Origin of the sequence: Mesorhizobium sp. M0701 (genome assembly GCF_040320365.1) — a bacterium.
Taxonomy (GTDB): Bacteria; Pseudomonadota; Alphaproteobacteria; order Rhizobiales; family Rhizobiaceae; genus Mesorhizobium.
The window spans coordinates 1-14,036 of sequence record NZ_JAMYPO010000031.1 but is presented as its reverse complement, the minus strand read 5'-3'; the positions used below and the strand labels follow the sequence as shown (position 1 = coordinate 14,036).

The following is a 14,036-nucleotide window of genomic DNA, read 5'->3' as shown; positions in this document are numbered from 1 at the left end:
CGCTGATGGGGTTGCACCGCTGTCTCAGCAAAGTGCGTCGTCCACATTGAAGGCTCGTCCGCGGAGCTCCATCATGCGGCGACTGATGTCGACCGCGAAGACAACCATGCACCCGGCAGCGTCGTCTCGACGCAATTACATGCTTGACGTCCCAGCGGCGATTAGACAACCCCATCAATCTCGGTTCGCACAAGAGCAAGGCAGTGCGCCGCGCCATCCGCTCGGCCGGCGCCAGTTGTTCTTTCTGCCGAAATACTCGCCCGACCTCAACCCCATCGAGAAGCTCGTCGCCAAGCTTAAGCATTGGCTGCGCAAAGCTGCCAAGCGAACGGTCGAGGCCGTCTGCGATGCCATTGGACATATCCCCGGCACCGTCACTTCAACCGAATGCAGAACTTACTTCATCGAGGCCGGCTATGCGCCAACCTAAATTCATCCCGCTCTAGCCAAAACCGTCGCACTGCGGTCGGCGTCTGACGCCGATGAACGCCTTTCAATTAATCCTGTTGGAGTGATGCGACGCCTCAACATTCTTAAGCCAGCCAGGGTCCAAAGCCTTTCGTGCGTGTCCTTGTGTTGCTCGCGCCGACCGGCGGCACTGAGCTATCAAGCCAGGCTTCCATGCCCGCCGCCCATCCGGGTCCACGCCGCAGAGAGTATGCGCAGTCGCGTCGTTTAGTCGAGGCTCGTAAAGGGTGAGCGACGCGATCGAGCCGCAGCGTAGGTGCGCGGTGATCGTTCCGGCAATCGTCGATAAAGATCATCAATTAGCCGGGCCAGCAGCAACAGGACACCATGGTTCTCCCAAGGAAAGGGGTTTCCATTTTCGTCGGCCATTTCCAGATCAAAATCCGAATCGCTCGTTGAGTCTTGACCCACCGAGCGCGGTAAACCGCGCCTCAATCTCCGGACTCCAGCAAGCCTCCCACGAAGTTCGCCTGCCGGAGAAGGTAAAGGTCTGCTCTCCAATAAGTTGGTTCAAGATCAGCTCCGGCTTCTGCGGTGACTGGATCTCGCAAAACTCAGCAATTTTGCGAATGGTCTCGAGCTGAACTTCGTGCCCTTGGTCACCTATGATCTGCTCATAGGTCAATCCAAGAACATCCTCCTCATCTGCCCACGGCACCAACGGGTGACAGCGTTCGTTGAAAATGAAAGGCGCAATCTCATCAAAGTACTTCAGCATTTTCTCGGGCCCGTTCGGCTCATGGCGCCACTTGATCTCAGCCCTCCCAGGCGGGCACCAGTCGCTGTTCCCGACATATCGCATCTGCGACACAATTGCCGCACGCATTTCACGCGAAAGGAAGATGACTTTGAAATCCGCCAAACAATGGCGAATGCCCATGTCGCACGGCAGATGCCCATAGCCAAACTGACCGGGCTGAATAAAGCGAGATGATATCTCGATCGGTATCCACAGGATGTTTTCAGAATGAGTGAACCGAGCTCTCTCGACATCCACAAAGCGGAAGTCTCCCAGATATTCTTTATTAAAGAACACATCGGACTGTTCAAGCCCGAGCATGGTTAGCAGACCGGCATATAGGTGGGTGCCCGCCTTCGGAATGGAACAAATCATAACCCGCGCGCTTGTGGCGCCGCCCGTCGGCTTAATTGACCAAGCTTCATTTGAGCAGGGGTAAAGCGGAAAATTTTGACCCGCGATAACGCGCAGCTCTTCTGGAAGCGGGTGGACCATTGCGTATCTTCTCACTTTTGCAAGGTGTTAAGCAATCAAGGTAGCAAATGCGGACTGTGGATACATTCGGAGACTGCCAGCTTGGCCCAAGGCAGTCGCGCCCTGTTGTCGCCGCCCATGAGTGACGGAATTATTGAGAGCGTCGGCCATGTGCGACGATTCTGGCCAGCTCGCTGCGCTGGTATTCCGATAGCTGAGAGCGAAGGAGATCGGCACGCCGTTGGCTCGCCCCGCTTGGCGATCGTCGCTGAGAGACAATCATACGTCATGTCAAAACTCAGAGTCGCCCGAAGACGCCTACGAAAGCTGCCGATGAGCTAATTACCGACGACACTTCCGCGTTCACTAGGGATCTAGCCGGCTTTTCATTGTCCTGCCTCTGTCTTGGATCGGACCGTGAACTTCTTTCCAGGAGAAAGCAAGCAATCGGTGAATCTTGCCCGCCGAGTAGATGCTATGGGGGGAGCGGCGAGGGTGTGGCATCCTTCGCTGTTTCAACCACCATCAGAAGGAGGCGTCCCATGTCGCAATCTTTTGACACGAGCCGCTCCCTTACCGCTCTTGAACAGGATAACACGATCATCGCCGTCATCGAAATGAGCAAGGGGAAGTGGCTCGTCGCCGCGCTTATTCCAGGTCTCAAGCGCCAGCCCCTCAAGAAGATCGATGCCGTCGCGCCAGCACTGTTGAAGCTACTGCAGCGCTGGCGCGACGAAGCCGGCCGGGCCGGGCACACGGTCCAGCGGATCGCCGTCGCCGGCCGGCGACGGCTTCTGGCTGGCGCGCTGGTTGCGGGCGCACGGCATCGAGGCCTATGCCATCCATCCCTCAAGCGTTCCGGTGTGCGCGAGCACCAGCGCGCCAAGACCGATCGTCTCGACACCGAGCTTTTGATGCGCGCTTTTCTCGGCTGGCTGCGTGGCGAGAAGCGCCATTGCTCCATGGCGGCAATCCCGACATTCGAAGAGGAGGACGCGCGGCGGCCGAACCGCGAGCGGGGGACCCTGGTCGGCGAGCAGACGCGGCTCATCAACCGCATCAAGGCGATCCTCGCCCGCTTCGGCGTCCGCAGCTTCCGGCTGAGCCTGCGCCAGGCGGCGGACAGGCTGGAGAGCATCCGAACGGCGGAGGGAACGCCGCTGCCGGACAACACCCGCGCCGAGCTCTACCGCTTCCTTGAGCGGCTCAACCTCGTGCGCGCGCAGATCCGCGCCATCGAACAGGAGCGCCTGCGCCGGCTGGCGGCGGCTCCGGCTGCGGCGAACGGCCCGCACGCGATGGTTCGCCTGCTCGCGCGGATCATCGGCATCGGCGTCGAGACCGCCGACATGCTGGTCAACGAGATGCTGTCGCGCAAGCTGCGCGACCGCCGCGCCGTGGCGCGCTACGCCGGCCTCACGGGGTCGCCGGACGAGAGCGGCAATACCCCTCGGGTCGGTTGAATACCCAGAAAATCAACGGCCCTCTCCACCAGTCGAGCCCGAAGTGCTGACTTCGCCGAGAGTACCAACTTTGGGACAGAGCCAGTCAAGGTGGCACGAGTTTTGAGCTGCCCGGGTACAAAGCAAGGAAAGCTGCCGAATAGCTTCCTGTGGTGCGAAACGCAACGGATGAAATGAAGGAAAGCAGACAGCATGTCAGATCTGATACGGATCCTTGTGAGGATAATTCTCACCACACAAACGCCGGTCACGAGTTTGAAGCCGCCTTTCTGAACTCAACGTGCCGAGGGTGTCACGGCACCCGGTTTTCCTCTCAGGGGCGAACTCTCAGCTCTTGACCGTTCCGCCGTGGGCCGAGCCTCCGCTCGGACGCGTAAAGCGATCGAAAGGTGGGTTGGTTCGGCTCTGCATTCGCGAGTGGCCGATGGCCGACACCACGATGAGGTTGGCGTCTGGAGGACTATATGAACAAGCATGGAAGCTTAGTCTCGGAAGCAAATGCAACGCGCATTCACCAGAACGACACTTCTCTCGCCCTCTTCGGAGGGATTCCTACAGTGCCGGCCGGGCGAGTTGTCCCTTGGCCAGCCGCCAAACGCAAGCATCTGAAGGCGCTCGCCAGTGTTGTCAAAAGCGGCAAATATCATCGAGTTAATCACCCTATTGTCACTGAGCTCGAAAAGCGCCTAGCGGAGTGGTCGGGCAACTGGTCTGTGCGCGCTGTTGGAAGCGGCACAGCCGCTATTCACGTGGCCCTCGACTACTACCGGAATCGAGGCCGCCGAGCTGTCACCTCGGCTTTGAACTGGCCAGGAGCCGTCGGCCCCATCGCGATCAGCGGACTCGAGCCGGTGTTTGTCGATGTAGAGCCAAACCTTGCGGGAGTTGATCAGAAGATGGCGGCCGCTCTCATCGAGCCCGGCGACGCGGTGGTGCTCATAACTCATCTGTTCGGAAATAACATTTTGGTTCCGGATCTTAGGCTGGCTGCGCGAGCGAGTGACGTGGCCATTATTGACGATGTTTGTCAATCGATTGGCGTTGCGAAAAACATTGTCAATGGATCTTACTTAGAGACCGACGCACTTGCTCTTTCAGGAAATGGGGCCAAACACCTCGGAGCGGGTGAGCTTGGGTTTGTTCTGACAAGGGACCCTGCTCTGATTCACCATGTCGATAAGGTTTCGCTGACAAGCTCGTCGCGATGTGGAGCTAGAATTTTCTCCCCGAGTTCGAAAGGCTACAATTACCGACCCAACGTATTCTCTGCTGCTATAGCCAATCACAGGCTCAAGCGCCTAGACCGGCAGCTCAAAAAGAGGCGAAGCAACGCAATGTTCCTCTGGCAGGAAATTGGCCATCTCTCAGGGCTTCTGCCTCTTTTCGATCCAGCAGTTGATCAACAATCAATGCTTAGTCTCCCGCTGCGTCTTGAGCCGGAAAAGCTCGGTTTTCTAGCTGGCCCTTCGGCCAGGGATTTCATCGTTAAGCTCCTTCAAGCCGAGGGAGTTCCGGTCATGGTTTGGCTGACGAAGCCCGTTTTTGACTATCTCCCGGATGTCAGCAAAAGATGGTCAAGGACCGATTTCCCAAACACGATGATGCTACTGAACACTATGTTTTGCGTGTCGGAGATCGCTCCGCCAAACGGCGCAGAAGTGATGAAATTGTACGCAGCCGCATTTCAAAAGGTCTGGGCAGCGCTTCCAAATCTAACCTCAAAATTCCCTTAGATCGTGTGTTTGGCCAGAGGGCAGGAGGGCGAGACGATGGACAGCTTAATAAAGGGCTTTCTGCCATATGGCTTTTCAATTGTTGTGAAATTCGGCGGGAGCATCATGCGTGATCTTGCGGTGTGTAAGCTTGCACTGGCTGAACTTGAGCGTCTCGCCGGTGACGGCCATCGAATACTACTTGTTCCGGGCGGCGGCATCCCAGACAAAGCAATTGAAATGATTGATGCGGCCAAGCCATTGGAGTCGTCTACGGCGCATCATGCGTGTGCGCTAGCACAGGACCAAACGGGGTATTTGCTTGCGGACGCCGCCTTCTCTTCCAAGCTTGTTCCATCGGCCAGCCTAGGTGAGTGCCGAACTCTCGCGAGAGTCGGAAAGATTCCAGTCCTGCTACCTTCCCGTTTGCTGTTTGCAGCTGATCCAGTGGAATGGAGTTGGGATGTTACATCCGACGCCGTTGCCGCGTGGGTCGCTTGGCTCACCGGAGCACCACGGCTGGTGATTTTGACAGATGTTGATGGCGTGTATCGTGGTGGAGCAACCGAAGATCCCGCTGCACTTATAGAGCAGATCGCTGCTCAAGATCTTGTCCTTCTCGGCCACACGTCGGTTGACGCGTGCGCGGTCCAGTTCATGGCACAGAAACGCCTCCCCGGCGTGGTGATTAACGCTCGTCATTCTTCTCGTCTCTCTGATTGGCTCGAAGGGAAGCGCGTTAAAGCGACCAATATCACCGTCGGAAGCAGGAAAGCCTATCGGAACCGAGGATCTGGGGGGGCGGCATGATGCCCTCCACGGCACTAGTAGTTTATGGCCCAGAAGTCGCTCGCTCCGGAATCACGTGGCTGCTCGACGAGTTTATTCGCAGGCGAACCGGCTTGGAACTCGCGGAGCGATTCTTTTCAATCCACAATCGTAGATCGATCGATGCGTTTTATACCCTGACACATTCCACCGGCGGGAACCATTGGCCATTGGTGCTGGACTTGTTCGACATGCGTCCGGTTTGCGCCACAATCTGGAGCGGACCTAATGCGCTGCACCTATCGCAAGGACGAAAGGGTAATACACAGCCGGCCCATGCTAGAAGCGGCACCGTACGTAGTCTCTTTTTTTGCGACAATCCCGTGACGAACCTCCTCCATGTGAGCGACAGTCCAGAAGTAATGCAGGCCGAGCTGACAATACTTCGGCGCCAATTCTTGGGCAACGAAGTAGCCGCTTGGAATTCCCTCGATACCGGCCAAATCGCCCATTCATCTTTCCAGATGTTGTTACACGTTCTTGGCGACAGGGGATCTGTGCCGATGCCGGACAATGGGGGTGATGGTAGCGCCTTTGCTCACGCGAGATCAAGTTACGGCAAAGCACTCCTACTCGCATCAAAGAGGGGCCTGACAACGGCCGTCCACCGGTACCTTCAGGGGGATCGAGCCGGTCTAGAAGGTATTGTTCAGCATGCGTCTGTCCGCTCATCTTGGGATCGCCTCGTTCTTGAGGCCGGTCTGTTTTCAATGCCTCTTTGGCATTCCCTGCTGAAGCGAACCGTCGATGCCGTCGAGCCTGAATCAGGTAGCGACGACTACCGTATCCATCTGGGGGAGCACATATGAGCGAACTCGATAGTATCAGGACAATGCTTCGGACAAGCCAACAAGGCAACTTTCCGCGCCATTTGCAGGAATTCGGGCTTGATCTGATCGTACTGGAAGGGGTTTTTCCTCCTGAGAGTTTCGAGGGTTGGCGTTGGATCAGCGAGAATTTCCCCCCATTCGCCGGGAAGACCATATTGGAAATCGGCTGCGGCTTCGGTCTTCCCGGCCTTCTGTTGGCAAAAAGTGGTGCGCGGTCGTTAGTAGCTTGCGACATCAACCAGAGGGCGGTCGCGAACACATTGGAGAATGCGAAAAGAAACGGCATCAAGAACGTGGAAGCTATCGAAAGCGATTTATTCACAAACATCCCCCGTCGCAGGAGATTCGACATTGTATTTTGGAATTACCCGTCGAACTTCGCTGCAGAAGACTACAAGTATGTGGATGACATCGAATGTGGCGCGATTGATCCAGGGTATAATTTGCTCAAGCGCTTTTTGTCGGAAGGCCCAAATTTTCTTACAAAAACAGGTCGTATCGTTCTAGGATTCGGGACTAATGCCCGTGACGATCTCCTTGAACACATTGCGGCTTCGAATGATCTCACAACTGTGATGCTGCGGTCCGGAACCTATCCCCACGTGAAGGTAGTTTACAGGCTGTTCTCAATATCCAAGAAGGATATAAGGATATGATTTCCGACCTGATGCACACTGGATTTGTCGCTATTTCGCCCAATCGGTGCAAAGATAGTTGGGTGGCCGGCAGCAGCGTCCTTTCGCAATTCATCCATCGTGTGCCGAGTGATGTTGACATTCATCATGTCAATTTGGACGCATTTACGGAAGCTGTGGACAAGGATACAAGGGCTCTGGCGTACGCCGGGTTCTCCATCGCTTCACAGCGACCTGCCGGCGCGGAGTTGGAGATCGTGTTTTTGAGGTCGAACGGGACCTTGGCGCTGAATTGGGTTCTCGAAGAGGAACGACCAACGGCGTTAGTTGATGATCCGCTTCTTGGGACACGGGCGAGCTTCGCGGACGTCATCGCGCGAAAGATTGAGATGTGCTTGGAGGACCATCATTCGAAGCATCGGGATGATCTGCTTGCACTCCTGGATCATTCCGCCTTAATGGCTCCCGAAATCAGCCGGGACAAATTGGTTGCTATGATTTCCGCGCTAGTCCAGGGCTCGCAGGACACGGGTCAAATCCAATCTTCTTGCCCGCACAGATCGATATATGACCACATTTGGCCAGTCACGGAACGATCTTTCATAGACTAGACTAAGACTATACATGTGAACCTAAAGGTCGGCACATGAGGTCTGCTCGGCCGCTCTGACAGAACTCCTGACGGACGAGAGAACTTCGTCCACGGCTTGATCCGATAGCGGAACCTTCATCCATCATGTCGCTCACCGAACCATTCATTGGCTTTCCGGCTTTCCGCAAGCTTCCGGCTTCGCCAGATTGGGGCGCTCCCTTTTGCGTCGCCTCTTCCCCTTACGCGTGATCATATCTGCCGTTGGCAAGAGCAGGGTGTTGCTGCCTGTTCGGCTCAGTCGGCGAACAATTCCCTGTAACCTGCGGTCGCCATCCAGTTCGCTCTCTCGAGATTGCTTCGCGCGGCTTTCCGCGCGCGCTCCGGTTCTTCCACCGGATCGATGCCGAGGATGATCTGAGCCATCTCCTCATAGCTGGCGTTGTCGGCAGATGCATCGACAAACCTTAGATAGGTCCTGAAGTGCTCCCTATCGTAGGTGGTCAGGCTGTCGGACCAAGGGACTTCCTCTTTAAGGCCTGGTTCAACGTCTGGGTATTTCACCATCACATCGGGCTCCGGAAGTAAGAATCGGAAGTCGAGAATTTCCTTCGACACGCGGGCTAAGCGGAGAGGAAACATCGTCTCCAAGACGAGGTCCCGATTAAGGTCCGCAAGCCCCCGCTCGTGGCGATGTGCGCATCTGCGGGGCAAATCAGGCCCAGGTTAGAAAGGAATCGCAAAAGGCTCAATACCATGCGGCTGCACATCTGTTTTCGAGGACTGCTCGGACAGGGCTTCGTAAAGAACCTCCAACAGGATGAGAAGCGTAGTCGGTCCTGCGCAACCGCTCCCGCGAACTCGGAATCAGCTCAAAATCGTCTTTTGATCCGCGTCATGACGACGGGGCTTGACCAATCCCCGCTGCTTGACTCGCCGACCCATAGTGCAGATTGCCTGCGTGTTTCGGCAATTCCCGGACACAGCCCTGGAGTGTACCCCACCCCTGTCCGGCTTTTGCGAAATGCGCAGATTGCCGGCAATCGAAAAGGCCCGACAGCAGTTGACACCCTCTTTCGAGCCACGGCACGATCAACAAAGTGGTCGCTTCGCATCCTCGAGCTATTGCGCTGATGATACCGTCTGGACCCAGCACCGTTCCGGCTAGGCCGTGGCTTGCCAAATAGGCTAAAATGTCTGTTGCGGCGGGTGCTCGTCGAGTTTACTCACGCTCGTCCCCCTTGCCTGATCTCATCTCCGGTGCTGGGGGCTGGCAGCAAGCACCAGGTGGCGCGGCTCGACCTTCGCAGGAAACGCGGCGGTTCATGTTCGCCGCCTCTGGCTCGAGCACGTGCCCAAAGTGAGATTCGGGTATGGCGTCGAAACTGGCCGGATTGGCCTAGTCAGGCGTTCAAACTTCCCTCACCTGCAGACACTGGCAGAGATATTCGCTCAGCAATACTACAGGCGGAACATGCATCGCCGACCCGGACTGTGGCCAAGCTCCAGCCGAGGTAAACAAGACCGCCTCGTCGGCAGTCTGAGCGATCGGGCAGTCCGCGCGGGTCGTAATGGCAATCGTATATGCTCCGGTTTTGCGCGCAATTGCCAGAAAAGCCCTGGTTTCCTCAGTGTGGCCAAGCGAGGAAACGCCAAGAGCAAGGCCCGACGAGCCAAGTCTCCGCGCAAGAGCGTGAGACATGGTGGCGGACCCCGAGGAATGCGCGGGGAACCCTAGCCAGATCAGCCGCATGGCCAAAATATCAGCGCAGACTGAAGACGGCCCCGCGCCAAACACTTCGACGCGACGGGCCGCTCGGACGCGGTTGGCAAGCCCAGTAATTTGAAGATCGTCAAAACCTCGAGCGGACGCGGCAATTGAGCTTTGTAAAGCAGTACTGAGAGCGGCGACCCCCGGTGCTACGTCTATATCTTCTGGTGCGGCGCGTTCAGCCAGCTCAATCAGCGTTACCCGCTCAATGTCGCCGCTGAGCGCAATCTTAAACTCGCGGAATCCCGAGAGTCCCAGCCTTCGGCAAAATCTTATTATTGAAGCAGGCCCAGTTGCGGTGTCGTGCGCTAGGTCGGCGATGGACATCGTTAGAACAGCCTTCGGATCTTGCTCAATATACAGAGCTATACGTGCGAGCGCATTCGGAGCCGTATTGATTACATCATGGATCATGTCTAGCAGTGATTGCTGTGTCTGTCGGGGCTCTCGCATACTGTCCTAAGGTGTTCGATTCAATTGGAACTCAACTCCCCTACCCGAAGGCAAGGGAAATCCCCTGAATAACTCGAGTCTGCTGCAGGTGCATTGACGCAGATCAAAGACAAGTTCGATGCCGGATTTCCGGCCTGCTTCGTTCGCGGCGGCAGCCATTCCGAGCACCACGCTTTAGATGTCAGTGCGGATTCCGACGACAACGGCGTTCCGACCCAAAAACCGGATTCTCCATCGGTGTCCGCGAATTTCGGGTACACGCATTCCAGCTGGAGCACAGGTTCATGCCGACCTGATGGCAAAGTTTGTGTAAGCCAGCCAAGGTGGCCCGCTGTGTGGCAGCCAGATCGACCAAACATCGCATTCTCCAGCGGCGCAAGTCCCCGGGACGAGGCCGGAGTCGCACCTTTCGGGGGCCAACCTGCTCCGCTGAGCCCTCCGTTGGTCCTAGCGCTTTAGGTCTTGTGCACTCTTACGATTGACTGGGTCTGAGCCACTCCCACGGCTACGAAGACGAACCCACCTTGGCGTTCTTCACCTATGTAACGCAGTATCGGCGCAGATTGGTTCAAGCTGCAAGATGGATGCGATTGCGCCCCGCCATCTTGGCGGAATAGAGAGCCGTATCAGCCCGAGCCAGCATATCTCGGTGGTGGTGTCGCCCGCGCGAGCAGTAGCGACTCCAGCCGAGAAGGTGTATCCAAATTCTAAGTCTCCCTGAGCGGCCGTGAGTTGCGAACACAGTTGAGCATCCTTGCGATGATCAGCTCCGCTGCAGCAGCTAATGTGTTTGGCAACACCAGGACGAATTCTTCTCCGCCCACGCGGCGAAACAGTCGGATCGTCTTACCTCTTTGTTCCCCCGGTCGACGAGTGCCGCCCTGAGACCCTCGATAAGGGATGCATCTTCGGAGTAAAGAGGACGCCCTATCGGCACCTACGCAAACTGTTGTTGAACGACCTGGCTGCAGCGCCGAGGCGCCCAAGATCGCCCCGCCGCCACCGGCGTGCGGCGGCTGTGCTTCCCTTGATGAGCCCAGTTGAGGGATGGAGGCCTGCGGCACGCGACCGCTTGAATTGCCGGTATCGCCGAGCGGTCCCGCAATGGCATATCGTTGAGCATGGCTGAGCGTCTTCTGCCTCTGCTCGCGCGACCAGTCGCAGCATGCGCCGAGCCGCTTGAGCTGCTTGAAGATCACACCGCCCGATTCCGCAGAACCAGGTTCGTACCGCGCAACTGGGAGAACACCTATTCAACTGACCGCCAAGCAGCACGCCGGTTTGGCCTTGTGCAGGGCCGTGGCGCCGGCCTGGAGGCGACCCGCGACTTCCCACATCGAAAAGGGGCCCATGCGAGCAGCATGAAGGCCGACGAGACGCCGCCGAGCACCGCGACGTTGCCTTGCCGAATGCGACAGCCAGTTCCTTGAGACGCATCGGCTGCCCGGCGGAACAAGCTCGACGGCGTGCGCCTGGTTGAAGATCGCTTGCAGATTTCTCCTGCCAAAACCACGGTCCCGCCGATGCCGAAGCGCTCGCCGACCGGCTCGGCCATGATGTCACGCATTCGCATCACCGAACTTCTGCACGAAGTCGCCCGCGAAACAGGCTTCATGACGGCGTTCACCAATATGCGCACCGGCGAAAACTGTCCCAACGAGAGCGCACTGTTGGCCACCATCCTTGCCGATGCCACGAATCTCGGCCTGTCCCGCATGGCTGCCGCAAGTCAAGGAGTCACCTGCGACCAACTCGTCTGGACGCAGGATGCCTACGTCCGCGAAGAGCCGTGGTTTTGGCAGGAGAAATCTGCAAGCGATCTTCAACCAGGCGCACGCCGTCGAGCTTGTTCCGCTTGAGGCGGTGCGCAAATTTTTTCAGCCGCCAATCGAGCTTCCGGCCGCGCCGATCGAGCCATTCGTCGGCGGCTGACGGCAACCCAAGTTTCGAAACGATCGGTGCGGCCACCGGCTCGGGCAAGAGATAGCTGTCGAAACGACGGTACGCGGAAGACCGTTCCACCCACACGTCCCCAGAACGCAGCTTGTTGCGCAAATGGGCGAGCATTGCCGTTTCATAGAGCGGGCGATTGATCTTGCCATCCGGGCCGATCACCAGCTTGCGCCAGTCCTTCTTGAATGGCATCGGCGCATCGGGCGGAACATCGCGTTTGCCCGATCTCTTCAGTTCGCGGAGCATACGGATTCCGGCGATCGTGCGGGCGCTTCTCCGCCCGCCTTTGAATTCCAAGGCCTCGATCAGCGTCGAGGCGAACGCCAGATCGACCTGCTCAGTCTGGAAGAGAAGATCGATACATCCTCAGCCGCAGGCGAGCTCGTGTTCCGTGTATTCGGTGCGATCGCTCATTTCGAGCGACGGCTGATTTCCGAGCGCACGAAAGATGGCGTGGCTGCAGCACGGGCGAAAGCCAGACAACCCGGTCGGCAACCGCTCGACATGTAAAAGGTCGAGGCCGCCATCAAGCTGATCAAGGCCAACATGTCGCCGACCGAAGCTGCGAGGCACTGGGTCTCGGCCGATCGACCGTCTATCGCCGAAATGAGGCGACTGGGCATCAGTCGGCCAGCGTAGTGAGCACTTCCGACGCTTTGCAAACTCTCGCTCTGGGAACTTCAAGGGCAAAGCGTGACCCGTTTTCGTCGTTGACTGCTCAATTGGGCCGACCGCTACGCCTGGAAGGCTGACGTTGCTGGGTCGGCTGGACCGGTCTCTGGAAGGCGGCGTGCAATTTCGTGTGCCAGGCGCTTATCGTTCGCTCGGCTTTTCGCAGTACCATCCAGTAGGGCAAGCTTTGCTGACATTCATCAAAGTGCGATGGGCCACGCTCTTCAGCCTTGTTCGGGCTTCCGGCGGGCGGCTGCAAGCATCGCCTGACCGACGCGCCGGTCGCCTTGGGCGTTCAGCATTTCGCCGGCATTGCAGATATCACGTGCCTCCTTGTTCTGGCTGAGCTTGGCTTTGCCTACAAGGCGGGTGATCTCGATCTCCAGGCCGATGATCGCCTTGACCATAGTGTCGATGAAGTCCTTCGGTGCGTTACCCATCTTCCATGGGACAGGCTCAGTCGCCTCGTGCCTGTGAGACAGTTTGGCGACATTGCGGCGGACATAGCGTTCGTCGTCGTGGATTGTGATCCGTCCATATGCATGTGCGACGAGGTAGTTCCAGGTCGGCACCTGCTTGTGGAACTCCTGCTTGCTCGGATACCACCGCGGCGAAATGTAGGCGTCGGCGGCGCGGAACACCACGAGCACCTCATCGCCGGTCGCCACGTCCTGCCAAACTGGATTGTTGCGTGCGACGTGGCAGCGAAGGGTACCGTTTTCTCCCTGTGACGTGTCGAGTTCGAAGGGGATGTGATCGGCGTCGAGACCGCTCCAGCCATGGTTATCAGAACGCCGAGTGCGTTGTTCTCGATCAGTTCGTAAAGGACTTCTCGGCTCGGTTCATCGAAATGAGCGGGTAAATACATGACAGTTCCTTTCACTGGCCGCCGGGTTCGCTGTTCACCGGCTGGCATCCGATGGCAAGCGTTCCAACGCGGCGGCGATCTGGCGCTTCGCTGCTGAGGGCAGAGGCAGGATGGGACGCGGGGGGTCGGCACGGCAAATGTCGAGCAATTCGGCAAGTGCATAGACGACGCGAAGGCTCGAGAACTCCTTGAAGAGGCTCCAGAGCGGCGCAAGCGTGGCATCGATCCGTCGCGCTTCGGCCGCATCGCCCTGTTGCGCCGCCGTGACGATCTTCACGCAGACCTCGGGCAGGATGCCGGCGAGGACGCTGCACCATGTGTCGGCGCCGGCGATCATGGCCTCTGCAGCGTTCCAGTCGCCGCTGTAGCCGATCGAGAACCCTTCCGGCACAGTGCGCCTCTGGTCGGCCAGATGGCTCTTGATCGCATCGCCCTTGTCTGTCGGATTCTTGATAGCGACAATCCCACCCACCTTTGCCAGGCGGCTGACGAGTGCTGGGGTGAAATGGAAATGCGTCGTTCCTGGATTGTCGTAGACGACGATCGGCAGGCCGCTCTCGCACGCCACCGTCGAGAAATGT

12 protein-coding genes and 3 pseudogenes are annotated in these 14,036 nt (G+C 57.7%); 9 read left to right on the top strand and 6 right to left on the bottom strand.

The features are described from left to right. Window positions 1-176: 176 nt before the first annotated feature. Window positions 177-430, top strand: a pseudogene (locus NKI24_RS24695) (transposase); the annotation flags it as partial. A 414-nt stretch (window positions 431-844) separates the two neighbouring features. Here the strand turns inward: NKI24_RS24695 and NKI24_RS24690 are convergent. Next, entirely contained in the window at window positions 845-1,702 is an 858-nt protein-coding gene (locus NKI24_RS24690; protein WP_352749088.1) for a sulfotransferase domain-containing protein, read from the bottom strand. 521 nt (window positions 1,703-2,223) lie between these two features. Between NKI24_RS24690 and NKI24_RS24685 the strand changes: the two genes are divergently transcribed. The 6 genes from NKI24_RS24685 (at window position 2,224) to NKI24_RS24660 (ending at window position 7,760) form a co-directional block, all read left to right on the top strand. Next, window positions 2,224-3,144, top strand: coding sequence for a transposase (locus NKI24_RS24685; RefSeq protein ID WP_352749085.1), 921 nt, complete (start codon window positions 2,224-2,226; stop codon window positions 3,142-3,144). A gap of 464 nt (window positions 3,145-3,608) precedes the next feature. Beyond that, the gene (locus NKI24_RS24680; protein ID WP_352529065.1) at window positions 3,609-4,877 is read left to right on the top strand and encodes a DegT/DnrJ/EryC1/StrS family aminotransferase; all 1,269 of its coding nucleotides are present in this window, start codon (window positions 3,609-3,611) and stop codon (window positions 4,875-4,877) included. Between the two features lie 36 nt (window positions 4,878-4,913). Continuing rightward, on the top strand, window positions 4,914-5,666 hold the full coding sequence (locus NKI24_RS24675) for an amino acid kinase family protein (protein WP_352749081.1): 753 nt from the start codon (window positions 4,914-4,916) through the stop codon (window positions 5,664-5,666). Continuing rightward, window positions 5,663-6,493: a nucleoside-diphosphate kinase gene (locus tag NKI24_RS24670; RefSeq protein ID WP_352749079.1), complete on the top strand. Its 831-nt coding sequence runs from the start codon at window positions 5,663-5,665 to the stop codon at window positions 6,491-6,493. Before NKI24_RS24675 ends, NKI24_RS24670 begins: the two co-directional genes overlap by 4 nt. Further along, window positions 6,490-7,170, top strand: a complete 681-nt coding sequence (locus NKI24_RS24665; protein WP_352529059.1) for a methyltransferase — start codon at window positions 6,490-6,492, stop codon at window positions 7,168-7,170. Before NKI24_RS24670 ends, NKI24_RS24665 begins: the two co-directional genes overlap by 4 nt. Then, a complete protein-coding gene (locus NKI24_RS24660; RefSeq protein WP_352749075.1) occupies window positions 7,167-7,760 on the top strand; it encodes a hypothetical protein in 594 nt (197 codons plus the stop codon). Before NKI24_RS24665 ends, NKI24_RS24660 begins: the two co-directional genes overlap by 4 nt. A 275-nt stretch (window positions 7,761-8,035) precedes the next feature. Here the strand turns inward: NKI24_RS24660 and NKI24_RS24655 are convergent, their stop codons facing one another. After that, a complete protein-coding gene (locus NKI24_RS24655) occupies window positions 8,036-8,305 on the bottom strand; it encodes a DNA -binding domain-containing protein (RefSeq protein ID WP_352579573.1) in 270 nt (89 codons plus the stop codon). Between the two features lie 844 nt (window positions 8,306-9,149). Further along, on the bottom strand, window positions 9,150-9,923 hold the full coding sequence (locus NKI24_RS24650; RefSeq protein ID WP_352529055.1) for a MurR/RpiR family transcriptional regulator: 774 nt from the start codon (window positions 9,921-9,923) through the stop codon (window positions 9,150-9,152). Window positions 9,924-11,416: 1,493 nt separating this feature from the next. On the opposite strand from NKI24_RS24650, the pseudogene NKI24_RS24645 reads away from it, so the two are divergent. Continuing rightward, window positions 11,417-11,755: pseudogene (locus NKI24_RS24645) on the top strand (Tn3 family transposase); the annotation flags it as partial. On the opposite strand, the pseudogene NKI24_RS24640 reads toward NKI24_RS24645, so the two are convergent. Further along, a pseudogene (locus NKI24_RS24640) lies at window positions 11,748-12,236 on the bottom strand (Tn3 family transposase); the annotation flags it as partial. The pseudogenes NKI24_RS24645 and NKI24_RS24640 sit on opposite strands and share 8 nt — an antisense overlap. On the opposite strand from NKI24_RS24640, the gene NKI24_RS35995 reads away from it, so the two are divergent. Next, window positions 12,126-12,425 (top strand): recombinase family protein, encoded by a 300-nt coding sequence (locus NKI24_RS35995; protein WP_352642844.1) that lies wholly within the window; start codon window positions 12,126-12,128, stop codon window positions 12,423-12,425. The pseudogene NKI24_RS24640 and the gene NKI24_RS35995 sit on opposite strands and share 111 nt — an antisense overlap. 386 nt (window positions 12,426-12,811) lie before the next feature. On the opposite strand, the gene NKI24_RS24630 is transcribed toward NKI24_RS35995, so the two are convergent. Beyond that, the gene (locus NKI24_RS24630) at window positions 12,812-13,339 is read right to left on the bottom strand and encodes an FMN-binding negative transcriptional regulator (RefSeq protein ID WP_352749185.1); all 528 of its coding nucleotides are present in this window, start codon (window positions 13,337-13,339) and stop codon (window positions 12,812-12,814) included. A gap of 150 nt (window positions 13,340-13,489) precedes the next feature. Next, window positions 13,490-14,036 (bottom strand): dihydrodipicolinate synthase family protein (locus NKI24_RS24625; protein WP_352749071.1); only part of this gene is annotated, 547 nt, incomplete at its 5' end.